This window comes from Salipiger aestuarii (genome assembly GCF_003259905.1).
Classification (GTDB): Bacteria; Pseudomonadota; Alphaproteobacteria; order Rhodobacterales; family Rhodobacteraceae; genus Salipiger; species Salipiger aestuarii.
This window is the reverse complement of sequence record NZ_QLMG01000013.1, coordinates 70,888-92,848: the sequence shown is the minus strand read 5'-3', so window position 1 is coordinate 92,848 and position 21,961 is coordinate 70,888. Positions and strand designations below refer to the sequence as shown.

The following is a 21,961-nucleotide window of genomic DNA, read 5'->3' as shown; positions in this document are numbered from 1 at the left end:
CTTCTCTCCCTGCATCGCGCACGGGATTTCGTGGTTCGGCAGCGCACCCAGCTGATCAACATGCTCCGGAGCCTGGCCGCGGAGTTCGGGATTGCCATTGCTCGGGGCGTCGCGCGGGCCATCGATTTCGCGAAAGGGATCATCGAGGGCAAGCAGTCCGGGTTCCCCGACCTTGTCCAGGACGTTCTGCGGGTTCTCAGCCGTCAGCTGGTCGAGCTGCACAACCGCCTTCGCTGGTACGAGATCACGATGCGCATCCAGGCTCGTCTCAGCCGCCAGGCGCAACTCTTGCAGACCATTCCTGGCGTCGGCCCGGTGACCGCCTCGGCCGTGGCCGCCACGATTGGGTCCGGTCACCAGTTCAAGAGTGGTCGGGAATTTGCGGCGTGGCTTGGTCTGACACCACGCAACCACTCCAGCGGTGGCAAGGAGCGCTTAGGGAAGATCACCAAGATGGGTGATCGGTATCTGCGCCAGCTGATCGTTGTCGGCATGACATCGCGCGTGCGGCAGGTCACCAATCATCCGGAGCGCGCCGATCCCTGGCTGACGAATCTGTTGCAGAGAAAGCCGGCCCGGCTCGCGACGGTCGCCATGGCTAGCAAGACGGCGCGGATCATGTGGGCGGTGCTGACCCGGAACGAACCTTACCGCCCGCACACAGCCTGAGACCTACAGAAACAGTGAGATAGCAAGACCGACGATGTGATGGTGTACCCTTCAGCCGCAACGATCAGGACGCTCCGCCGAATGTCCCGGGCGCAATTGCCCGCGAAGCAGATAGGAACCTGATCTGCGGATCCCATCAGGGCCAGCGGTGTGAACCGCGCAAACAGGCCGGACACAAGACCGCTTCTGAAAAGGTACACGAGATCATTTACGACTTGCTATGCGGGAGCCATCCACACAAGATTTTCGTGTCGTCCGCCCGGCCGGGCACGGTGGTCCTGGCAACGATCCCGGCCTGTTGGGACCATGCGGCGCGCCGTGACGGTCAGCCGGAACAGGCGTTCATTCTGTTTCGGTCGACTGTGGTGGATGAACTGGAAAGGCCGGGCTGAGCGGACGGACGCCGCAGCTCTGGCCGCGGCAAGGACCGGCCGCGCGGACACAAGGCCCGTACTAAAGACACAAGGCCCGTATAAAGTCGGACCCGTATAAAAAGTCCGGGGGCATGCCCCGGCCTTTCGTGTCTGGCGCGGGTCGCGATCAGTCGCGCAGCAGCTCGTTGACGCCGGTCTTGGACCGGGTCTTTTCATCGACGCGCTTGACGATGACGGCGCAGTAGAGATGCACGCCGTTCTTGGACGGCATGGTGCCGGACACGACCACCGAATAGGGCGGCACCTCGCCATACATGACCTCGCCGGTTTCGCGGTCGACGATCTTGGTCGACTGGCCGATATAAACGCCCATGCCCAGAACCGACCCTTCGCGGATGATGCAGCCCTCGACCACCTCGGAGCGGGCGCCGATAAAGCAATTGTCCTCGATGATCGTCGGGCCGGCCTGCATCGGCTCCAGCACGCCGCCGATGCCGACACCGCCCGACAGGTGCACGTTCTTGCCGATCTGCGCGCAGCTGCCCACCGTCGCCCATGTGTCGACCATGGTGCCGCTGTCCACATAGGCGCCAAGGTTCACGAAGGACGGCATCAGCACCACGCCTGGCGCGATGAACGCCGATTTGCGTACGACGCAGTTGGGCACCGCGCGGAAACCCGCCGCGCCCCATTCGTTGTCGCCCCAGCCCTTGAATTTGCTGTCGACCTTGTCCCACCAGCCGCCGCCCTGCGGGCCGCCATCGTGCTGTTCCATGTTCTTGATGCGAAAGCCCAGCAGCACGGCCTTTTTCGCCCACTGGTTTACATGCCACGACCCGTCGGCCTGCTTTTCGGCCACGCGCAGCTTGCCGGAATCCAGCGCATTCAGCGTGTCTTCGATGGCTTCGCGGGTTTCGCCGGTGGTGGTCGGCGTGACGGTGTCGCGCGCTTCCCAGGCGGCGTCGATGGCGGTTTCAAGCTGGGCGTTGGACATGGGGGTCTCCTCGTGCGATCCGGGGGTTTGAAATGCCTATAGCGGGCGGCGTCGCCCAAGAAAAGGAGCCAGAGCCATGGCAAAGATGATCCACAGCATGATCCGGGTGCTCGACGAGGCGCGCTCGGTCGCATTTTATGAGACCGCTTTTGGCCTGAAAATCGCCGACCGGATGGATTTTGACGAATTCACGCTGGTTTACATGTCCAACCCCGAGGCGGCGTTCGAACTGGAACTGACCATCAACAAGGATCGCACCGAACCCTATGATCTGGGCGACGGCTATGGCCATCTGGCGGTGTCCGTTGCCGATCTGGCTGCCGAGCACGCACGGTTCGCCGATGCCGGGCTGGCGCCACGCAAGATCGTGGAACTGGCGCCGGGCGGCACAACGGTGGCGAAATTCTTTTTTGTCGCGGACCCGGACGGATACCAGATTGAGGTGCTGGAACGCTCGGGCCGTTTCGCGTGACCCAACGCGGGTCGCTTCCCCCCTTGCGGAATCGGCGCGGCCCGCGTATATGCCCGATAACAGCGGCGCGCCGGACCCTTCCGAAGCTCCACCGGGAAACACCAACGGGCCGCGCGCCCGTTTTTTTGTGCTTAATCGGACCCGGGAACATATGACCGACCTGATCGCCAGATCCGCCATCGACCAACGCCTTGCCGAGATCGTGACCCCTGTCATCGAGGACATGGGATTCGAACTGGTACGGCTGCGGCTGATGAGCGGCAAGACCGCGACCCTGCAAATCATGGCCGAACGCCCCGAAGGCGGGATCGAGGTCGACCAATGCGCCGAAATCTCGACCGCCGTATCGGCGGTGCTGGATGTCGAGGATCCGCTGGTCGACGCCTACGCGCTGGAGGTGTCGTCGCCCGGCATCGACCGCCCGCTGACGCGGCTCAAGGATTTCGACACATACGAAGGCTACGAGGTCAGGGTCGAAACCCAGGAGCTGGTCGATGGCCGCAAGCGCTGGCAGGGCATCCTGGCCGGGGTCGATGGCGACGAAGTGTTGCTCAACATCACCGAAAATGGTGAAGAGCACACGATCGGGCTGAAATTCGACTGGCTCGCCAATGCCAAGCTGGTGCTGACTGACGAGCTGATCCGCGAGATGCTGCGCGCCCGCAAGGCGCAGACCGGCGATCAGACGGTTGACGAAACGCAATTCGACGAAATTCAGGCCGACGACGCGGCCAACGACGAGGAGTAAGACACCCATGGCAATCACCTCTGCCAACCAGCTCGAACTGCTTCAGACCGCCGAGGCCGTCGCGCGCGAAAAGATGATCGACCCCGGTCTTGTGATCGAGGCGATGGAAGAGTCGCTCGCCCGCGCCGCCAAGTCGCGCTATGGCTCGGAAATGGACATCCGCGTCAAGATCGACCGCAAGACGGGCCGCGCGCAATTCACCCGCGTGCGCACCGTGGTCGAAGACGAAGAGCTGGAAAACTACCAGGCCGAATTTACCGTCAAGCAGGCCAAGCAGTACATGGCCGACCCGCAGATCGGCGACGAGTACGTCGAAGAGGTGCCGCCCGTCGACATGGGCCGGATCGCGGCGCAATCGGCCAAGCAGGTGATCCTGCAAAAGGTTCGCGAAGCCGAGCGTGACCGCCAGTACGAAGAATTCAAGGACCGCGCAGGCACCATCATCAACGGCACCGTCAAGCGCGAGGAATACGGCAACGTCATCGTCGACGTGGGCCGTGGTGAAGGCATCCTGCGCCGCAACGAAAAGATCGGTCGCGAGGCGTACCGCCCCGGCGATCGCATCCGCTGCTACGTCAAGGACGTGCGCCGCGAAGTGCGCGGGCCGCAGATCTTCCTGTCGCGGACCTCGCCGGAATTCATGGCCGAGCTGTTCAAGATGGAAGTGCCCGAAATCTACGACGGCATCATCGAGATCAAGGCCGTCGCCCGCGACCCCGGCTCGCGCGCCAAGATCGGCGTCATCTCCTATGACGGGTCGATCGACCCGGTCGGCGCCTGCGTCGGCATGCGCGGCAGCCGCGTGCAGGCGGTGGTCAACGAGCTTCAGGGGGAAAAGATCGACATCATCCCGTGGAACGAGGACATCCCCACCTTCCTCGTGAACGCGTTGCAGCCCGCCGAGGTCAGCAAAGTGGTGTTCGACGAGGACGCCGAGCGCATCGAGGTCGTGGTGCCCGACGAACAGCTGAGCCTGGCCATCGGGCGGCGCGGCCAGAACGTGCGGCTTGCCTCGCAGCTCACTGGCCTGGATATCGACATCATGACCGAGGAAGAGGAATCCAAGCGGCGCCAGAAGGAATTCGAAGAGCGCACGCAGCTGTTCATGGACACGCTGGACCTGGATGAATTCTTTGCTCAGCTTCTGGTCGCCGAAGGCTTTACCAATCTCGAAGAGGTGGCCTATGTCGAACTTGACGAACTGCTGGTGATCGACGGTGTCGATGACGGCACCGCGCAAGAGCTTCAGACCCGCGCCCGCGAATTCCTGGAAGAAAAGGCCCGCAAGGCGCTGGAACACGCCCGCGAGATGGGGGCCGAAGACAGCCTCATTGACTTCGAGGGCCTGACACCCCAAATGGTAGAGGCACTGGCGGAAGACGGCATCAAGACGCTGGAAGATTTCGCCACCTGCGCCGACTGGGAACTGGCCGGAGGCTGGACCACGGACGGCGGCGAGCGCGTCAAGGACGACGGGCTGCTCGAAAAGTACGATGTCGATCTTGCCGAGGCTCAGACCCTCATCATGACCGCGCGCGTTCTGCTGGGTTGGGTCGATCCCACCGAGCTTGAGCCCGAAGTCGATGAGAACGCCGAGGGCGAGCAGGAAGAAGAGGCCTGATCATGACGCGCGGCGGCCGCGAAAAGAACCGGGAAGACGGGCCGGACCGGCGCTGTATCGCCACGGGCGACTCGCAGCCCGCGTCCGGGCTGGTCCGGTTTGTCGTCGGCCCCGATGCGCAGGTGGTTCCGGATCTGGCGGGCAAGCTGCCGGGGCGGGGCATCTGGGTCGCATCGACTCGCGAGGCGCTGGAAAAGGCGTCCCGAAAGGGGCTGTTTGCCCGCGCCGCCAAGGCGCAGGTGACGGTTCCGGACGCATTGCCGGATCTGGTTGAAGCGATGATGGGGCGCAGGGTGGTCGAACTGATCAGCCTCGCCCGCAAGTCCGGGGACGCTGTCGCGGGCTATGAAAAGGTCAAGGCGATGCTTGACCGCGGCGATGCGGATGTGCTCATCCAGGCCGAGGACGGGTCCGCACGCGGAAAGACCAAACTTTCGACCCCGCAATGGGGCAGCTACATCGGATGGCTCACCGCCGACGAACTCGGGCTGGCCTTTGGACGGGAAAAGGTGATACACGCCGCGCTTGGCGCTGGCGGACTCACCAAACGTGTTGTAGAGGAGGCCCAACGATTGAAGGGCCTGCGCACCGGATGGGCCGGTGCGACATCGGTGGCAGGGGCCGCCGGGGCGGCAGGGGCCGCCGGAAAGGACAAGAGAGCTGAATGAGCGATAACGACGGCAAGAAGACTTTGGGTGTGCGTGGCGGAGGTCCCCGTTCGGGGTCCGTGAAGCAGAGCTTCAGCCATGGACGCACCAAGAATGTCGTGGTCGAGACCAAGCGCAAGCGCGTCGTGAAGCCTGCCGCTGGCGCCGGATCCGGCAAGCCCGGCGGCAGCCTTCCCGGCGGGTCCGGCGGCAAGCGCCCTGCGGGGATCTCGGACGCCGAGATGGAGCGCCGCCTGCGCGCGCTTCAGGCTGCGAAAGCCCGCGAGGCCGACGATACGGCAAAGCGCGAGGCCCAGGAAAAGGCCCGCGCCGAAGAGCGTGCCTTGCAGCGCGCCGAAAAGGAACAGAAAGAGCGCGAACAGCGCGAAGCCGAAGAGCGCGCCCGTGCCAAGGCTGACGAGGAAGAGCGCAAGAAGGCCGAGGCCGCTGCGGCCCGCAAGGCCGAGGCGGTCGCCGCCGCTGCGCCCACGCCGAAGGAAGAGGCCGGTGCGGCCCGTCCGGCTGCGGCCCGGCCCGGCCCTGCCGGCGCGCCTGCTCCGACGCAGATGCGCAAGGCCGAGCGCGAGCGCGAAGAGCGCGGTCGGTCGGCGCGCGGACGCGACGACGGTAACCGCCGTTCTGGCAAGCTGACGCTGAACCAGGCGCTTGGCGGCGAAGGCGGACGTCAGAAATCCATGGCCGCGATGAAGCGCAAGCAAGAGCGTGCGCGTCAAAAGGCGATGGGGGGGGCTCAGGCCCGCGAAAAGGTTGTGCGCGACGTTCAGCTGCCCGAGGCGATCACCGTCGCCGAGCTGGCCAACCGTATGGCCGAACGGGTTGCCGATGTGGTGAAGTCGCTGATGAACAGCGGCATCATGGTCACGCAGAACCAGACCATCGACGCCGATACGGCGGAACTGATCATCGAGGAATTCGGCCACCGCGTGACCCGCGTGTCGGCTGCGGACGTCGAAGACGTGATCAAGACCGCCGATGACAAGCCCGAAGATCTGCAGACGCGCCCCCCGGTCATCACGATCATGGGCCACGTCGACCACGGCAAGACCTCGCTTCTGGACCGTATCCGCCAGGCAAACGTCACCTCAGGCGAAGCTGGCGGCATCACGCAGCACATCGGGGCCTATCAGGTGACCACCGAAAGCGGTGCGGTGCTGTCGTTCCTTGACACGCCCGGCCACGCGGCCTTTACCTCGATGCGCTCGCGGGGCGCTCAGGTGACCGATATTGTGGTGCTGGTGGTTGCGGCGGACGATGCGGTGATGCCCCAGACCATCGAGGCGATCAACCACGCCAAGGCGGCGAAGGTCCCGATGATCGTGGCGATCAACAAGATCGACAAGCATTCGGCCAACCCGACCAAGGTGCGCACGGATCTGCTGCAACACGAGGTGGTCGTCGAACAGATGTCCGGCGACGTGCAGGATGTCGAGGTTTCGGCCCACACCGGACAGGGGCTTGACGAACTGCTCGAAGCCATCGCGCTTCAGGCGGAACTGCTTGAACTCAAGGCGAACCCGAATCGTGCCGCCGAAGGTGCCGTGATCGAGGCGCAGCTCGATGTGGGCCGCGGCCCCGTTGCGACGGTTCTGATCCAGAACGGCACGCTGCGTCAGGGCGACATCTTTGTCGTGGGCCAGCAGTACGGCAAGGTCCGTGCGCTGATCAACGACAAGGGCGAGCGTGTGCCGGAAGCCGGTCCGTCGGTTCCGGTCGAAGTGCTGGGTCTGAACGGCACACCCGAAGCGGGCGACGTGCTGAACGTGACCGAGACCGAGGCGCAGGCTCGCGAGATCGCGGAATACCGTGAACACGCCGCGAAAGAAAAGCGTGCCGCCGCCGGTGCCGCGACGACCCTTGAGCAGTTGATGATGAAGGCCAAGGACGACGAAAACGTCTCTGAGCTGCCGATCGTCGTCAAGGCCGATGTGCAGGGTTCGGCAGAAGCGATCGTCCAGGCGCTGGAAAAGGTCGGCAATGACGAGGTCCGCGTGCGGGTCATCCACTACGGTGTGGGGGCCATCACCGAAACCGACATTGGCCTGGCCGAAGCCTCGGGTTGCCCGGTGATCGGCTTCAACGTGCGCGCCAACGCGCCTGCACGCAGCAGCGCCAACCAGAAGGGCGTCGAGATCCGGTACTATTCGGTGATCTACGATCTGGTTGATGACGTCAAAGCGGCGGCCTCTGGCCTGCTGTCGAACGAGATCCGCGAGAACTTCATCGGCTATGCGTCGATCAAGGAGGTCTTCAAGGTCTCGAATGTCGGCAAGGTGGCGGGCTGTCTTGTCACCGAAGGCGTGGCGCGGCGCTCTGCCGGTGTCCGGCTGCTGCGCGACGACGTTGTGATCCACGAGGGCACGCTAAAGACGCTCAAGCGGTTCAAGGACGAGGTCTCCGAGGTCCAGTCCGGTCAGGAATGCGGCATGGCGTTTGAGAACTACGATGATGTGCGCGCTGGCGACGTTATCGAGATCTTTGAACGGGAAGAGATCGAGCGGTCGCTCTGATCGGGATTGCCCCGAGTTGCAAAAGGGCGGCGCCTCGCGGCGCCGCCCTTTTTATTTCCGCCGCAGGCATGATTTGCAAATTGGGTGCGCAAAACAAAACGCCCGAGCGGATGCCCGGGCGCTTATAAACCTTGTAGTGACGCAGGAAACGCGCGCTATGGCTCAGACGGCAGGTGTGCCAGTAAAGATCTGTCCGCCGACGCGAACCGAGATACGCCCGTCCGGAAGCACCTTTTCAACGATGCCCTGAACAGAGTGACAACTTCCAAGTATGATTGTACGCAGCATTTCTAGTTCCCCGTGTTTCTATCGAGTGTTCCCCGGATTTCGGTTTGAGTAGGCCCGGATTGAAGTGTGTTACGAGAATATGAATACCGCCAAATCGTTAATAAAACCAGAAGAAATAGCGTCAATAGTGCCTACTGCTTAAGCAAACACGAAGTTAATTCTGTGCACACCATGCTGCACCGCAGAAAGCGCTTTACATCTTGGCATGTGCCTTTGCTGCAAGCGGGCTTTTGAAGAGTCAGAGCCAGTCGCGAAGAATCGGGATCAGGGGAATATCAGCGGGGGGCATGGGGTAATCGCGCAAATCACGGGCCTGCACCCATTTCAGCGTCTGACCTTCCTTGGGCTGCGGGGTGCCCTGCCATTTGCGACAGGCAAAGAGCGGCATCAGCAGATGGAAATCGTCATAGGCATGCGACGCGAAGGTCAGCGGCGCGAGGCAGCTTTCCCAGGTGTCGATGCCCAGTTCCTCGTCGAGTTCGCGGATAAGGGCGTGTTCGGGGGATTCTCCGGCTTCGACCTTGCCGCCGGGAAACTCCCAGAGCCCGGCGAGGGATTTGCCCGCGGGCCGCTGCGCGAGCAGGATGCGGCCGTCCCGGTCGATAAGGGCAACGGCAGAGACGAGAACGATTTTGGGCATGGGGCATCCTGGATGTAGCGGCGCGTGCCCGTTGCGGGGGGTAGGGCCAGTGGTGGCCAGTGGTGGCCAGTGGGGGCCAGCCCCCACACCCCCGGAGTTTAAGGGCAAGATGAAGGGGGGCGCCTAGGACCGGTAGTCGGCGTTGATGCTGATGTAGCCGTGGGTCAGGTCGCAGGTCCAGATGGTGGCGGCTCCCGCTCCAAGGCCGATGTCGGCGCGTATGGTGATGTCCTGTTTCTTCATCAGGGCTGCGCCGTCTTCTTCCTTGTAGGACGGCGAGATCCAGCCGTTTTCCGCCACCACCAGATCGCCGAAACGGATGGTCAGTCTGTCGCGGTCGGCGTCGGCGCCGGATTTGCCGATGGCCATGACGATACGGCCCCAGTTGGGGTCTTCGCCCGCGATGGCGGTTTTCACCAGCGGCGAGTTGGCGATGGACATGGCGTGCAGGCGGGCATCGGCATTGGACGCGGCGCCGGTGACGGTTACAGTCACAAATTTCGTCGCGCCTTCGCCGTCCTTGACCACCTGGTGGGCGAGATCGAGGAACAGCGTTTCGAGCGCTTCGGCAAAGGCCGTGTCCCGCGGTGTGACGGGAACGCCCGACGCCCCGGTAGCACCCATCAGCAGGGTGTCCGAGGTCGATGTGTCGCTGTCGACGGTGATACAGTTGAAACTGCGGTCGTTGATCGCGCTGACCATGGATTGCAAATCGGCGCGGGCGATGCTGGCGTCGGTGAAGATGTAGACCAGCATCGTTGCCATGTCGGGGGCGATCATGCCCGAGCCTTTGGCGAAGCCCGCGATTTTGACCGTTCCGCCGGGAAGGGCGATGGTCGCGGCGGCACCTTTGGGGAAGGTGTCGGTGGTCATTATGGCGCGGGCGGCTTCGTGGGCTTTGCCCGCGTCAAGTGCGCCATGCAGATCGCCCAGCTTGTCGATGATGCGTTGGTGGGGCAGGCGTTCGCCGATGACGCCGGTCGAGCTGGTGAAGACCCGGCTCTGGGGCAGGCCGGTGGTTTGCGCCACCGCCTTGCAGATCGCATCGACCGAGCCATCGCCCGCGGCGCCGGTGAAGGCGTTGGAATTGCCCGAGTTCACAAGAATGGCCGCGCCTTCGTCGCTGTCGGTCCCGATCTTGGACTGGCAGTCGCGCACGCAGGACGAGCGGGTTTTCGATCTGGTAAAGACGCCGGCCATGGTGCTGCCCGGCGCGAGAAGTGCAAGCATCACGTCCGTTCGCCCGGCATAGCGGACCCCTGCCGCGGCAGAGGCGAAACGGACGCCCTCGATCACCGGAAGGTCCGGAAACGATTTCGGGGCGAGGGGCGAAACGGACGTGATGCTGGCCACTTATTCCTCCAGAAGCTGCATGTTGGACAGGGACTCTAGGGGGGCCTCGGCCGGGTCCATGCGGGTGACAGTCGCCTTGCCGAGCGCGTCTTCGATGTAGGCCTTGACCGCGTCCTGCTGTAGCGTCGTCTCGATTTGGGCGCGCACCTCGTCAAGTGCCGGGGCCTCCTTGTCGCGCGTGTCGTTCAGCTTGATGACATGCCAGCCGAACTGGGTTTGCACCGGGCCCGTGACGTCGCCGACCGCCATCTGATCGACGGCATTCTGGAAGGGTTCGACCATCATGCCAGCGCCGAACCAGCCCAGCTCTCCGCCGTTGGGACCGGAAGGACCGGTCGAATTCGCCTTGGCGAGGTCGGCGAAATCGGCGCCGTCGTCAAGCTGAGCGACCAGATCTTCGGCTTCGGCTTCGGTTTCGACAAGAATATGCGAGGCGTTGAATTCCTTGCCAAGCCCGTCGCCGGCGAACTGCGCGTCATAGGTGGCACGCACCGCGTCTTCGGTAACGGCGGTGTCGGCGATGGATTTGATCGCTTCGGCGGCAAGCAGCGCGCGGTGTTCGTTTTCGACCGCCAGCTTCACCCGCGCGGTTTCACGGGCCTTGTCGTCATCCGCCAGAACCTGTTGCTGCACGATCTGGTCCAGGATGCCGTCCCACAGCACATTGTCCGGAAGTTGTTGATATTGCTCCGGCAGGGTCGATCGCACCACCAGCATGTGGCCCAATGTGATATCGGTGTCGTTCACCGTGGCCACCACGGTATCGAGGTTTTGGGCCTGAACGGGCAGGGCGGTGGACAGGGCCAGGGCCGCTGCCGCGCCAAGTTTGAATAGCGTATTCGCCATCTCGTAAGGATCCTTTCCCGGGGCTGCCCCGGTGTCTTGTCTTGCCGGGCGCTCCCGGCTCTCCTTGCGGTCTGCGCGCCGTCCCTGGTGGTGGGGCGGCGTTGACAGTGTGGTAGCCGGGGCTTACATGGCCGATAGGCTCTGCAAGGCCGGTCGTTCCCCTGTGTCATATGGGCTGTGTTCGAGGCGGGCAAGCGGATGCCATCGCAAGAACACGGTTTTGTCAGACAGGAAACAGGCGCGAATGCTGGGCATCGGAACGATTGCACGAAAGGTCTTTGGAACGCCCAACGACCGCAAGATCAAGGCGACGCGCCCGCTGGTCGAAAAGATCAACGCCTTGGAAGCCGAATTTGAAACGCTCGACGATGCCGGACTGATTGCCAGGACGGAAGAGTTCCGCAGGCGGATCAAAGATGGCGAAAGCCTCGACCACCTGCTGCCCGAAGCTTTTGCCAACTGCCGCGAGGCTGCCAAGCGCGCGCTTGGTCTGCGCGCGTTCGACACGCAGTTGATGGGCGGGATCTTTCTGCATCAGGGCAATATCTCGGAAATGAAGACGGGCGAGGGCAAGACCCTTGTCGCGACTTTTCCGTCCTATCTGCGGGCGCTGACCGGCAAGGGCGTGCATATCGTCACGGTCAACGACTACCTCGCCCGGCGCGACGCGGAATGGATGAGCAAGGTCTACGGCGCGCTTGGTCTGACCACCGGCGTGGTCTATCCCCAGCAGCCCGAGGATGAAAAACGCACCGCCTACGCCGCGGATGTCACCTATGCGACCAACAACGAGCTGGGCTTTGACTACCTGCGCGACAACATGAAATCCGAACTGTCCCAGATGATGCAGCGCGGCCATTATTTCGCCGTGGTGGACGAGGTCGACAGCATCCTGATCGACGAGGCGCGTACGCCGCTTATCATTTCCGGCCCGTCGCAGGATCGGTCCGATCTGTATATGTCGATCGACAAGATCATCCCGCAACTGCCCGACGACGCCTACACGCTGGACGAAAAGACCCGCAACGTGACCTTCACCGACGAGGGCAACGAAGCGCTGGAAGAGGTGCTGCACGCGCGCGGCATTCTTCCCGAGGGTCAGACACTGTATGACCCCGAAAGCACCACGGTCGTGCACCACGTCAATCAGGGCCTGCGTGCGCACAAGCTGTATTCTCGCGACAAGGACTACATCGTTCGCGACGGGCAGGTGGTGCTGATCGACGAATTCACCGGGCGGATGATGTCCGGGCGGCGCCTGTCGGACGGCCTCCACCAGGCCATCGAGGCCAAGGAAGGCTGCGACATCCAGCCCGAGAACGTGACGCTGGCCCAGGTGACGTTTCAGAACTATTTCCGTCTTTACGATTGTCTGTCAGGCATGACCGGCACCGCCGTCACCGAAGCCGAGGAATTTGCAGAGATCTACGGCCTTGGCGTGGTCGAGGTGCCGACCAACCGGCCCATCGCCCGGGTCGACGAAGACGACCGTGTGTACCGCACCGCCAAGGAAAAATACGAGGCCATCGTCGCCGAGATCAAGGACGCGCACGCCAAGGGCCAGCCGGTTCTGGTCGGCACCACCTCGATCGAGAAATCCGAGATGCTCTCGCAGCTTCTGACCGGCGCGGATTTGCCGCACAAGGTACTGAACGCGCGACAGCACGAGCAGGAAGCGCAGATCGTCGCCGATGCGGGCAAGCTGGGCGCGATCACCATCGCGACAAACATGGCCGGACGCGGCACCGACATCAAGCTGGGCGGCAACGTCGATTTCAAGGTGATGGACGCGCTGGCCGCCGATCCCGAAGGCGACCCCGAGGCGATCCGCGAGCGGATCGAGTCCGGCCACGCCGCCGATGAAGACGCGGTCAAGGCGGCGGGCGGTCTGTTCGTTCTGGCCACCGAGCGGCACGAAAGCCGGCGTATCGACAACCAGCTGCGCGGCCGGTCGGGCCGTCAGGGCGATCCGGGGCGCAGTTCGTTCTACCTGTCGCTGGACGACGATCTGATGCGCATCTTCGGGTCCGAACGGCTGGACAAGATGTTGTCCAAGCTGGGCATGAAGGAAGGCGAGGCGATCATTCACCCGTGGGTGAACAAGTCGCTGGAACGCGCGCAGGCCAAGGTCGAGGGGCGCAACTTCGACATCCGCAAGCAGTTGCTGAAATTCGACGACGTGATGAACGACCAGCGCAAGGTGATCTTTGCCCAGCGGCTTGAAATCATGGAAGCCGAGGACGTCTCCGAGATCACCGAAGACATGCGCCACGAGGTTATCGACGAGCTTGTCGACACCTACATCCCCGCCCGCAGCTACGCCGACCAGTGGGATACCGAAGGGCTGTACGCCGCCTGCATCGAAAAGCTGTCGCTTGACGTGCCGGTGATGAAATGGGGCGAGGAAGAAGGCGTGGATGCCGATCTTGTGCGCGAGCGTCTGGAAGAGGCGTCCGACAAGGCGATGGCCGAAAAACTCGCGGCCTTTGGTCCGGACACCATGCGCCAGATCGAAAAGCAGGTCTTGCTGCAAACCATCGACCAGAAGTGGCGGGACCACCTGCTGACGCTGGAACATCTGCGCTCGGTCGTGGGCTTTCGCGGGTACGCGCAGCGTGATCCGTTGAACGAATACAAGACCGAGGCGTTCCAGCTGTTCGAATCGATGCTGGAATCGCTGCGCGAACGGGTGACAGAGCAGTTGTCGCGCATTCGCCCGATGACGCAGGACGAACAGCAGGCGATGGCCCAACAGCTTGCACAGCAGCAAGCGGCGCTGCGCCGGCAGACCGACGCCGCGACCCTGGGCGCGCCGGCCACGCCCGCCCAGACCGCCGCCGTCTCGCCCAAGCCGGGCGCCGGCAGCAGCGACGCCGCGACGACGCCGCTCGTGCAGGGGTTCGATGAAACGGACCCCACGACCTGGGGCGCGCCAAGCAGAAACGATCCCTGCCCCTGTGGATCGGGAAAGAAGTTCAAGCACTGCCACGGTCGGCTCGCTTGACCCCGGCGGGACCGATTGGCGCGGCCTGAGCTTTCCGGTCGTTACCCATTTTTCCGGGTCTGCTTTGCGGGGCCTGTCCTCTGTACGCATGCGTTCAGGCGCGCTGCGAACAGAGGTGCCGCGACCAGATTGCAGCCGGGGCCGCAATCGCCCCGGCTTTGACATCTTGACTCCTCGCCCGCGCCCAACCTCCGCCGCTTTCGCGGAGCAGATTGTTTCCAGGAAACGCATCGGTCGGACAACCAGCGGAGGCCAGAATGGCACGGCTCAAGACATATCTTCTTGCCCTGGCGACGGTCGGCGTCGCGTTTGCCATCGGCTACGTCATGCAGCACGCGGCTGGGTCGAACCACCCCGACATCGCCGCCTCCGACGTGGATGTCGACAGCATCGTCGATACATCGTTCGTCGCGCCGAGGTCGTACCCCGTGGGCCGCACAGACGTGACAGGCGCCGACATGGCGCTGCCAGCGGTGGCCACGCTGGGCGGGGCGGGGACGGATCTGCCAGCCAGGATCCTGCTTGCCGCCGTCCAAAGCCCGCCGGCGGACGCCGCGCCTGTTCTGGACAAATCCGACATATTCGACTGCGGCATTACGCTGCGCGCCGAACCCCGGGCGGGGGCGCTGGTTGGGCTAGCGCTCTCCGCGCCCTGCCTGGCGCACGAGCGGGTGACAATTCACCACCATGGAATGATGTTCACTGCCATGACCGACGCGGATGGGATGCTTGCCGCAGACGTCCCGGCGCTGTCCGAAAACGCACTGTTCGTGGCCGCATTCGACAACGGAGACGGGATGACGGTGCGCACGGACGTGCCCGCGTTGCCGTTCTACGACCGTGTGGTGTTGCAGTGGAAAGGCGACACGGGGCTTCAGCTTCACGCACGGGAATTTGGCGCGGGGTATTATTCCGACGGCCATGTCTGGGCGGCCTCGGCTGGCGATCTGGGCCGGACCGCGCGCGGCGAAGGCGGCTTTATGACACTGCTTGGCGACCCCGAGGCAGAGGCGCCGCTGCTGGCCGAAGTCTACAGTTTTCCCATCGGAACCGCGCGCAAGGACGGAACCGTAGCGGTGACGATCGAGGCCGAGGTCAGCGCCGAAAACTGTGGGACCGAAGTCGCCGCGCAAACGCTGGAACGCCATGACACCGGCCCTGTCCGGGTGCGCGACCTGACGCTGGACATGCCCGGATGCGACGATGCAAGCGGTTTTCTGGTGTTGAAGAATCTCGTTGAAAACCTGAAGATCGCCGCCAGATAACCGCCCGGCGACGCGCGCCGGCCCAGGGGCAAGAGACGATCCGATGACAGGTTTCCGTGCGGCGGCTCTCGCCGCACTTTGCATTTTCTCGACCTCCTTGGCGGCGCAGGACATCGCCCTGCGGTCGCGCGATGGCGGCATCGAAATCACCGGGGATCTGTTGGGGTTCGATGGGGAATTCTACCGCATGCGGAGCCACTTCGGCGAACTGACCGTCGACAGTTCGGGTGTGCTTTGCGATGGCGTCGGATGCCCGTCTCTGACGGATTTCGTGGCGCAACTGCGCGTGTCCGGGTCGACCACCATCGGCGAGGTGCTGATGCCCGCACTGGTCGAAGCGTTCGCGCTGCGCGACGGGCTGACCGCCACGCGCGAGGCGGATGGCGCGGACAGGTTCGTCTATGTGCTGAGCGATCCGGCGCAAAATCGCGTTGTCGGGCGCTTTTCGTTTCATATTTCCAGCACGGACGCGGGGTTTGCCGATCTTGTGACCGACGAGGCGGACATTGTCATGGCGCTGCGGGAAATCCGCGCCGAGGAACGAGCCGAGGCGCGCGGGCTGGGTCTGGGTGACCTGACCGAGCCTAACCGCAGCCGCGTTCTGGCGCTGGATGCGATGATTCCGGTGGTTTCGGCGGGCAATCCGGTGGACGCGGTGTCGCTTTCCGATCTTGCGGCGGTGCTTTCGGGCAAGCTGACCAACTGGCAGGCGCTTGGCGGGCCGGATGCGCCCATCGTGCTGCACCTGCGCGACGCGCAAAGCGGCCTGACCCAGGGGATCGAGGACCGCCTTCTGCGTCCGTCGCGCCTGACGCTGGGCGGTGAAATCCGCCGCCACACCGACAACACCCTGCTGGTGCGGGCGGTTGCCGAAGATCCGTTCGGCATCGGGCTGGCCAGCTATTCCGAAATCGGTAACGCCAAGCCGCTGTACCTGTCCGGCAGTTGCGGGTTTCACCTGCGCGGCCAGCGCGCCGCGATCAAGACCGAAGATTACCCGCTGACCGCGCCGATGTTCCTGTATCTGCCTGCCCGTCGTTTGCCCGCACTGGCGCGCGAGTTTCTCAGCTTTACCCGCAGCTCTCCGGCGCAGATCGTCATCCGGCGCGCGGGCTTTGTGGATCAATCGCCCGAGGAACTGGCGCTGGCGCATCAGGGCGACCGGCTGGCCAACGCGGTGTCGGTTGCCGATGGGCTGGACGGGTTGGCGGGGCTGAAGCGCCTTGTCGAGGTTCTGTCGCCGATGCGGCGTCTGACCACATCATTCCGGTTCGAACCGGGCTCGGCGCGGCTGGACGCGCAATCGCGGTCGAACGTGCAGCAACTGGCGCGTTCGCTTGAACTGGGAGAATACGACGGACGGCGGCTGATGTTCGTGGGGTTTTCCGACGGGCAGGGACCGGCCTCCGCCAATCTCGACATCGCGGCAAAGCGCGCCGCCGCGGTGCGCGCCGCGGTTGAGACCGCAGCCGAGGCGGCGGACCTGTCGCGCATCGACATCAGCTCCGAAGCCTTCGGCGAGGCGATGCCCATGGCCTGCGACGATACCGTCTGGGGGCGGCAGGTCAATCGCCGCGTGGAGGTCTGGCTGCATTAGGCGTCATAGCAACCCTTCGGCGCGAAAACTCAGTTCGCGCGATTTTCCGATGACGAGATGATCGTGCAGGGTGATCCCCAGTGCCTCGGCGGCGATCTGAATCTGTTCGGTCATCTCGATGTCGGCCTGACTGGGCGTCGGGTCGCCCGAAGGGTGGTTATGCACGAGGATCACGGCGCTGGCGTTCAACTCAAGCGCGCGCTTCACCACTTCGCGCGGATAGACGGGCACATGGTCGACGGTGCCGCGCGCCTGGCGTTCATCCGCGATCAGCACGTTCTTTCGGTCCAGAAACAGGATGCGGAACTGTTCGATATCGCCATGCGCCATTGCGGTCTGACAATAGTCCAGCAGCGCATCCCACGAGCTGACCACCTGCTTGCGCATCACCCGTGAGCGGGCCAGCCTGTGGGCGCTGGCCTCGACGATCTTCAACTCGGTGACAACCGCGTCCCCGACCCCGGAAACCTCGCGCAGGCGCGTGACAGGCGCGGACACGACGCCATTGAAATCAGTGAAAAGGTCAAGCAACTGCCGCGCCAGGGGTTTGACGTCGCGCCGTGGAATGGCACGGAACAGCACCAGTTCAAGCAATTCGTAATCGGGAAGCGCATCGGCGCCGCCGACCAGAAACCGTTCGCGCAGCCGGGCGCGATGGTCCCTGATATAAGAGGGCGGCGCACCGCCCCGCTGGATGGGTTCGGCCCGCGACTCGTCGTAATCAAAGAGCGCGGCCTGGGAATCGGAGAAATGCGGTCCTCTGGTCATGTTGCCAGAGTGCTCCTGCATGGTTAGCGAAGAGTTAACCGCGCTGCTTTGCGCTGCGTTTTTCAGCCCGTCTTTTGTAAGTGGCAACGCGCCACAGATAGGTACCGATCAATCCCAGGACTACAAGTGTCGAGACCGGGTCGAGCCAGTCGCTGACCGCATCATACCCGCTTTCCAGCCAGTACCCCGCTAACGTCAGCACCGTGGTCCAGGCCACTGTCCCCAACGCGCTGAGCGCGAGAAACAAGCCGCGCCGCATGCGCCGGACCCCGGCAGGCACCGAAATGAAGGTGCGCACGGTGGGAATAAGCCGCCCGATCAGCACCGCACTGCCGTCATGGCGATCAAACCAGCCATTGGCCTGTTCGAATTCGTCGGGCGACACGGACAGCCAGCGTCCGTGCTTTTGCGACAGCTGGCACAGACGGTCGTAGCCGATGCGACGTCCGATCCAGTACCACAGATAAGCACCCGCGAGCGATCCTGCGCTGCCTGCCGCGATGATCAGAGGCAGTGACATGGTGCCGCGCGCGGCGTTGAAACCTGCTAGCGGCATGATCAGTTCGGACGGGATGGGGGGGAAGACATTTTCCAGGAACATCAGAAGCGCCACGCCAAAGGCGCCCATCGCGTCGATAAGGTTGGTGATCCAGTCGAACATGACGTGTCTCTCACAGGACAAGGGCCCGAGGTGAGAACCCCAGGCCCTGGCATTCCGTTCCACATCATCGGCCACCGGATCGCCTGGCCAGAGTGTGAATCAGCCCTTCATCGAATCCCAGAAGCTTTTCACGGAAGAGAAAAAGCTGTGCGATTCCGGGTTGTTGTCCTCGCTCAGGTTTTCAAACTCGCGCAGAAGCTCTTTCTGGCGCGACGTCAGGTTGACGGGCGTTTCGACCGCAAGCTCGATGAACATGTCGCCGGCCCCGCCGCCGCGCAGCGCTGGCATACCCTTGCCGCGCAGGCGCATCTGACGCCCGGACTGGCTGCCCGGCGGGATCTTGACGCGCGAGCGGCCGCCGTCAATCGTGGGCACCTCGATGTCGCCGCCAAGAGAGGCGGTCGCCATGCTGACCGGAACGCGGCAGTGCAGTTCCAGCCCGTCGCGTTCGAAGATGTCGTGCGCCTTCACCTCGATGAAGATGTACAGATCCCCCGGAGGACCGCCGCGCAGCCCCGCCTCGCCTTCGCCGGCCAGCCGGATCCGAGTGCCGGTTTCGACGCCCGCCGGGATATTCACCGACAGCGCGCGCTCCTTGCGCGTGGTGCCCGTGCCGCCGCATTTGACGCAGGGATTCTTGACGATCTGGCCCAGCCCCGAACAGGTCGGACAGGTGCGTTCAACGGTAAAGAAACCCTGCGTCGCGCGCACCTTGCCCATGCCCGAACAGGTCGGACAGGTGACGGGTTCGGCGCCGCCCTCGGCCCCCGAGCCATGGCATTCGGAGCATTGCACCGAAGTGGGTACGTTGATGGTCTTTTGCAGCCCGCTATAGGCGTCTTCGAGCGAAACGCGCAGGTTGTAGCGCAGGTCAGCCCCGCGCGCGGCGCGTTGCCGCCCGCCGCCGCCGCCCTGGCGGCCACCCATCATGTCACCGAACAGGTCGTCGAACACATCGGAAAACGCCGAGGCGAAATCGCCCTGGCCGTGGAAACCGCCTGCGCCGGGACGGCCGCCGCCCCCTGCGCCTGCGCCCATGCCGCCTTCGAACGCGGCGTGGCCATAGCGGTCATAAGCCGCCTTCTTGTCGGCGTCTTTGAGAACGTCGTAGGCCTCGTTCACCTCTTTGAACTGGGCCTCGGCGTTGGGATCGTCGGTGTTACGGTCCGGATGAAGCTCTTTCGCCTTCTTGCGATAGCCCTTCTTGATCTCGTCCGCGGACGCCCCTTTTGCGACGCCGAGCAGGTCGTAATAATCACGCTTGGACATGTCTGCCCTCCTCTTGTCCCCGAACGGAAGAGGGCCGGTCCGGCGTCCGGACCGGCCCCCGATCTGCTCAGGGAGCTAACTCAGCTCCGCTTGTCGTTGCCCAGATCCTCGAAATCGGCATCGACGATATCGTCGTCGCCGCCCTGCGAGGCCTTGTCGGCATCGGGGGCGTCGGTGGGGGCGTCGCCCTCTTCGGCCTGCGCCTTGTAGATCGCCTCGCCCAGGCGCATCGCGACCTCGGTGACGTTCTGGATGCCAGACTTCAGCTTGTCAGCCTTGACGTCTTCTTTTTCCAGATCGTCGCGCAGCGCGGCAATCGACAGTTCGATCGCCTCGACGGTCGACGGATCCACCTTGTCGCCATGCTCTTCGATCGATTTCTCGGTCGAATGGATCAGGCTTTCCGCCTGGTTGCGAGCTTCGACAAGCTCGCGGCGGTCCTTGTCCTTTTCGGCGTTGACCTCGGCGTCCTTGACCATCTTTTCGATGTCTTCGTCCGTCAGGCCGCCCGACGCCTGGATGGTGATCTGCTGTTCCTTGCCGGTGCCCTTGTCCTTGGCGCCGACCGACACGATGCCGTTGGCGTCGATGTCAAACGTCACCTCGATCTGGGGCATGCCGCGCGGGGCGGGCGGGATGTTTTCTAGGTTGAACTGGCCAAGCATCTTGTTGTCCGATGCCATCTCGCGCTCGCCCTGGAACACGCGGATCGTCACGGCGCCCTGGTTGTCTTCGGCGGTCGAAAAGATCTGCGACTTCTTCGTCGGGATGGTGGTGTTGCGGTCGATCAGGCGGGTGAACACACCGCCCAGCGTCTCGATCCCCAACGACAGCGGAGTCACGTCCAGCAGGACCACGTCCTTGACATCACCCTGCAGAACACCGGCCTGAATGGCGGCGCCCATGGCCACGACTTCGTCCGGGTTCACGCCCTTGTGCGGCTCCTTGCCGAAGAACTTGGTCACCTCGTCGACGACCTTGGGCATGCGGGTCATACCGCCGACCAGAACCACCTCGTCGATCTCGTCCTTGCTGAGACCGGCGTCTTTCAGCGCGGCGGCGCAGGGCTTGAGCGAGTTCTTGATCAGGTCACCGACCAGCTGTTCCAGCTTGGAGCGGGTCAGCTTCATCACCATGTGCAGCGGTTGTCCGCCGGCACCCATCGAGATGAACGGCTGGTTGATTTCGGTCTGGCTGGACGAGGACAGTTCGATCTTGGCCTTTTCCGCGGCTTCCTTCAGACGCTGCAGGGCCATCTTGTCCTTGGTCAGGTCGACCTGGTGCTCTTTCTTGAACTCCTCGGCAAGATAGTTGACGATGCGCATGTCGAAATCCTCACCGCCCAGGAACGTGTCCCCGTTGGTGGATTTCACTTCGAACAGGCCGTCGTCGATTTCCAGGATGGTCACGTCGAACGTACCACCCCCAAGGTCATAAACGGCGATGGTCTTGGATTCTTTCTTGTCCAGACCATAGGCCAGCGCGGCCGCGGTCGGCTCGTTGATGATGCGCAGCACCTCAAGGCCGGCGATCTTGCCCGCGTCCTTGGTGGCCTGACGCTGGGCGTCGTTGAAATACGCCGGAACGGTGATGACCGCCTGCGTGACTTCCTCGCCAAGGTAGCTTTCGGCGGTTTCCTTCATCTTGCCAAGGATAAAGGCGGAAATCTGGCTCGGCGAATATTTCTCACCCTTGGCCTGCACCCAGGCGTCGCCGTTGCCGCCGTCGACGATGGCATAGGGCACGATGCCCTGATCCTTGGTGACTTCGGCGTCGGTGGTGCGGCGCCCGATCAGGCGCTTGACCGCGTAAACGGTCGCTTCGGGGTTGGTGACAGCCTGACGCTTGGCAGGCTGGCCGACAAGCCGCTCGTCGTCGGTGAACGCGACGATCGACGGCGTGGTGCGGGCACCTTCCGAGTTTTCAATGACGCGTGCGGAACTGCCATCCATGATGGCCACGCACGAGTTGGTGGTGCCAAGGTCGATACCGATGACTTTACCCATGTTCGATCCCTTTCCAATTCAAGGCGATGACGCGAGGCGAACAGACCCGATTACGGCATCAGAGCCCCGCTGTTAGATGAACCGTCCGGCCGGGGCCTCGCGGCTTCGGGAGGTATATAAGGAGGGGCTCTGAGCCCTGCAAGCGCCCCGTTCCGCCGTATTCCGGCAAATATCGGAATTTTCTGCACTTGGGCTTGTCCAAAATACACGA

At 63.5% G+C, this 21,961-nt stretch carries 17 protein-coding genes; 9 read left to right on the top strand and 8 right to left on the bottom strand.

Features of this window, described 5'->3' with window-relative positions:
* Window positions 1-669: IS110 family RNA-guided transposase (locus tag ATI53_RS09295; protein WP_111550254.1), on the top strand; the 669-nt coding region annotated here is incomplete at its 5' end.
* 540 nt (window positions 670-1,209) lie between these two features.
* On the opposite strand, the gene dapD is transcribed toward ATI53_RS09295, so the two are convergent.
* Window positions 1,210-2,037, bottom strand: coding sequence for a 2,3,4,5-tetrahydropyridine-2,6-dicarboxylate N-succinyltransferase (gene dapD, locus ATI53_RS09290; protein WP_111550251.1), 828 nt, complete (start codon window positions 2,035-2,037; stop codon window positions 1,210-1,212).
* A gap of 76 nt (window positions 2,038-2,113) precedes the next feature.
* On the opposite strand from dapD, the gene ATI53_RS09285 reads away from it, so the two are divergent.
* The 5 genes from ATI53_RS09285 to infB all read left to right on the top strand — a co-directional run bounded on the left by ATI53_RS09285 (window position 2,114) and on the right by infB (window position 8,053).
* Complete coding sequence (locus tag ATI53_RS09285; RefSeq protein ID WP_111550250.1) at window positions 2,114-2,509, top strand: VOC family protein; 396 nt, start codon at window positions 2,114-2,116, stop codon at window positions 2,507-2,509.
* Window positions 2,510-2,660: 151 nt separating this feature from the next.
* Window positions 2,661-3,257, top strand: a complete 597-nt coding sequence (gene rimP, locus ATI53_RS09280; RefSeq protein ID WP_034452627.1) for a ribosome maturation factor RimP — start codon at window positions 2,661-2,663, stop codon at window positions 3,255-3,257.
* Window positions 3,258-3,264: 7 nt separating this feature from the next.
* Window positions 3,265-4,878: a transcription termination factor NusA gene (nusA, locus tag ATI53_RS09275; RefSeq protein WP_009504889.1), complete on the top strand. Its 1,614-nt coding sequence runs from the start codon at window positions 3,265-3,267 to the stop codon at window positions 4,876-4,878.
* A 2-nt stretch (window positions 4,879-4,880) separates the two neighbouring features.
* Entirely contained in the window at window positions 4,881-5,546 is a 666-nt protein-coding gene (locus tag ATI53_RS09270) for an RNA-binding protein (RefSeq protein WP_009504888.1), read from the top strand.
* Entirely contained in the window at window positions 5,543-8,053 is a 2,511-nt protein-coding gene (infB, locus tag ATI53_RS09265; protein ID WP_111550249.1) for a translation initiation factor IF-2, read from the top strand. Before ATI53_RS09270 ends, infB begins: the two co-directional genes overlap by 4 nt.
* 526 nt (window positions 8,054-8,579) lie before the next feature.
* Here the strand turns inward: infB and mutT are convergent.
* The 3 genes from mutT to ATI53_RS09250 all read right to left on the bottom strand — a co-directional run bounded on the left by mutT (window position 8,580) and on the right by ATI53_RS09250 (window position 11,180).
* On the bottom strand, window positions 8,580-8,981 hold the full coding sequence (mutT, locus tag ATI53_RS09260) for an 8-oxo-dGTP diphosphatase MutT (RefSeq protein ID WP_009503696.1): 402 nt from the start codon (window positions 8,979-8,981) through the stop codon (window positions 8,580-8,582).
* A gap of 123 nt (window positions 8,982-9,104) precedes the next feature.
* Entirely contained in the window at window positions 9,105-10,334 is a 1,230-nt protein-coding gene (gene argJ / locus ATI53_RS09255) for a bifunctional glutamate N-acetyltransferase/amino-acid acetyltransferase ArgJ (protein WP_111550248.1), read from the bottom strand.
* Entirely contained in the window at window positions 10,335-11,180 is an 846-nt protein-coding gene (locus ATI53_RS09250; RefSeq protein WP_009503694.1) for a peptidylprolyl isomerase, read from the bottom strand.
* A gap of 244 nt (window positions 11,181-11,424) precedes the next feature.
* Between ATI53_RS09250 and secA the strand changes: the two genes are divergently transcribed.
* The 3 genes from secA to ATI53_RS09235 all read left to right on the top strand — a co-directional run bounded on the left by secA (window position 11,425) and on the right by ATI53_RS09235 (window position 17,046).
* Complete coding sequence (secA, locus tag ATI53_RS09245) at window positions 11,425-14,184, top strand: preprotein translocase subunit SecA (protein ID WP_111550247.1); 2,760 nt, start codon at window positions 11,425-11,427, stop codon at window positions 14,182-14,184.
* 257 nt (window positions 14,185-14,441) lie between these two features.
* Entirely contained in the window at window positions 14,442-15,449 is a 1,008-nt protein-coding gene (locus tag ATI53_RS09240) for a translocase (protein WP_111550246.1), read from the top strand.
* Window positions 15,450-15,492: 43 nt separating this feature from the next.
* Window positions 15,493-17,046, top strand: a complete 1,554-nt coding sequence (locus ATI53_RS09235) for a substrate-binding domain-containing protein (protein WP_111550245.1) — start codon at window positions 15,493-15,495, stop codon at window positions 17,044-17,046.
* 3 nt (window positions 17,047-17,049) lie between these two features.
* Here the strand turns inward: ATI53_RS09235 and radC are convergent, their stop codons facing one another.
* The 4 genes from radC to dnaK all read right to left on the bottom strand — a co-directional run bounded on the left by radC (window position 17,050) and on the right by dnaK (window position 21,750).
* The gene (gene radC / locus ATI53_RS09230) at window positions 17,050-17,814 is read right to left on the bottom strand and encodes a RadC family protein (protein ID WP_009504244.1); all 765 of its coding nucleotides are present in this window, start codon (window positions 17,812-17,814) and stop codon (window positions 17,050-17,052) included.
* 34 nt (window positions 17,815-17,848) lie between these two features.
* Complete coding sequence (locus tag ATI53_RS09225; RefSeq protein ID WP_009504243.1) at window positions 17,849-18,475, bottom strand: DedA family protein; 627 nt, start codon at window positions 18,473-18,475, stop codon at window positions 17,849-17,851.
* 99 nt (window positions 18,476-18,574) lie between these two features.
* Window positions 18,575-19,744 (bottom strand): molecular chaperone DnaJ, encoded by a 1,170-nt coding sequence (gene dnaJ, locus ATI53_RS09220; protein WP_009504242.1) that lies wholly within the window; start codon window positions 19,742-19,744, stop codon window positions 18,575-18,577.
* A gap of 80 nt (window positions 19,745-19,824) precedes the next feature.
* Window positions 19,825-21,750 carry a molecular chaperone DnaK gene (gene dnaK / locus ATI53_RS09215; protein ID WP_009504241.1) on the bottom strand — a complete coding sequence of 642 codons (1,926 nt, stop codon included), beginning with the start codon at window positions 21,748-21,750 and terminating at the stop codon, window positions 19,825-19,827.
* Window positions 21,751-21,961: the final 211 nt, after the last annotated feature.

Coding starts and splice junctions, on each gene's coding strand:
- rimP (WP_034452627.1), top strand. CDS start 2,661: ATGACCGACCTGATCGCCAGATCCGCCATCGACCAACGCCTTGCCGAG.
- dapD (WP_111550251.1), bottom strand. CDS start 2,037: ATGTCCAACGCCCAGCTTGAAACCGCCATCGACGCCGCCTGGGAAGCG.
- mutT (WP_009503696.1), bottom strand. CDS start 8,981: ATGCCCAAAATCGTTCTCGTCTCTGCCGTTGCCCTTATCGACCGGGAC.
- dnaJ (WP_009504242.1), bottom strand. CDS start 19,744: ATGTCCAAGCGTGATTATTACGACCTGCTCGGCGTCGCAAAAGGGGCG.
- radC (WP_009504244.1), bottom strand. CDS start 17,814: ATGACCAGAGGACCGCATTTCTCCGATTCCCAGGCCGCGCTCTTTGAT.
- ATI53_RS09225 (WP_009504243.1), bottom strand. CDS start 18,475: ATGTTCGACTGGATCACCAACCTTATCGACGCGATGGGCGCCTTTGGC.
- ATI53_RS09240 (WP_111550246.1), top strand. CDS start 14,442: ATGGCACGGCTCAAGACATATCTTCTTGCCCTGGCGACGGTCGGCGTC.
- ATI53_RS09270 (WP_009504888.1), top strand. CDS start 4,881: ATGACGCGCGGCGGCCGCGAAAAGAACCGGGAAGACGGGCCGGACCGG.
- nusA (WP_009504889.1), top strand. CDS start 3,265: ATGGCAATCACCTCTGCCAACCAGCTCGAACTGCTTCAGACCGCCGAG.
- dnaK (WP_009504241.1), bottom strand. CDS start 21,750: ATGGGTAAAGTCATCGGTATCGACCTTGGCACCACCAACTCGTGCGTG.
- secA (WP_111550247.1), top strand. CDS start 11,425: ATGCTGGGCATCGGAACGATTGCACGAAAGGTCTTTGGAACGCCCAAC.
- ATI53_RS09235 (WP_111550245.1), top strand. CDS start 15,493: ATGACAGGTTTCCGTGCGGCGGCTCTCGCCGCACTTTGCATTTTCTCG.
- ATI53_RS09285 (WP_111550250.1), top strand. CDS start 2,114: ATGGCAAAGATGATCCACAGCATGATCCGGGTGCTCGACGAGGCGCGC.
- infB (WP_111550249.1), top strand. CDS start 5,543: ATGAGCGATAACGACGGCAAGAAGACTTTGGGTGTGCGTGGCGGAGGT.
- ATI53_RS09250 (WP_009503694.1), bottom strand. CDS start 11,180: ATGGCGAATACGCTATTCAAACTTGGCGCGGCAGCGGCCCTGGCCCTG.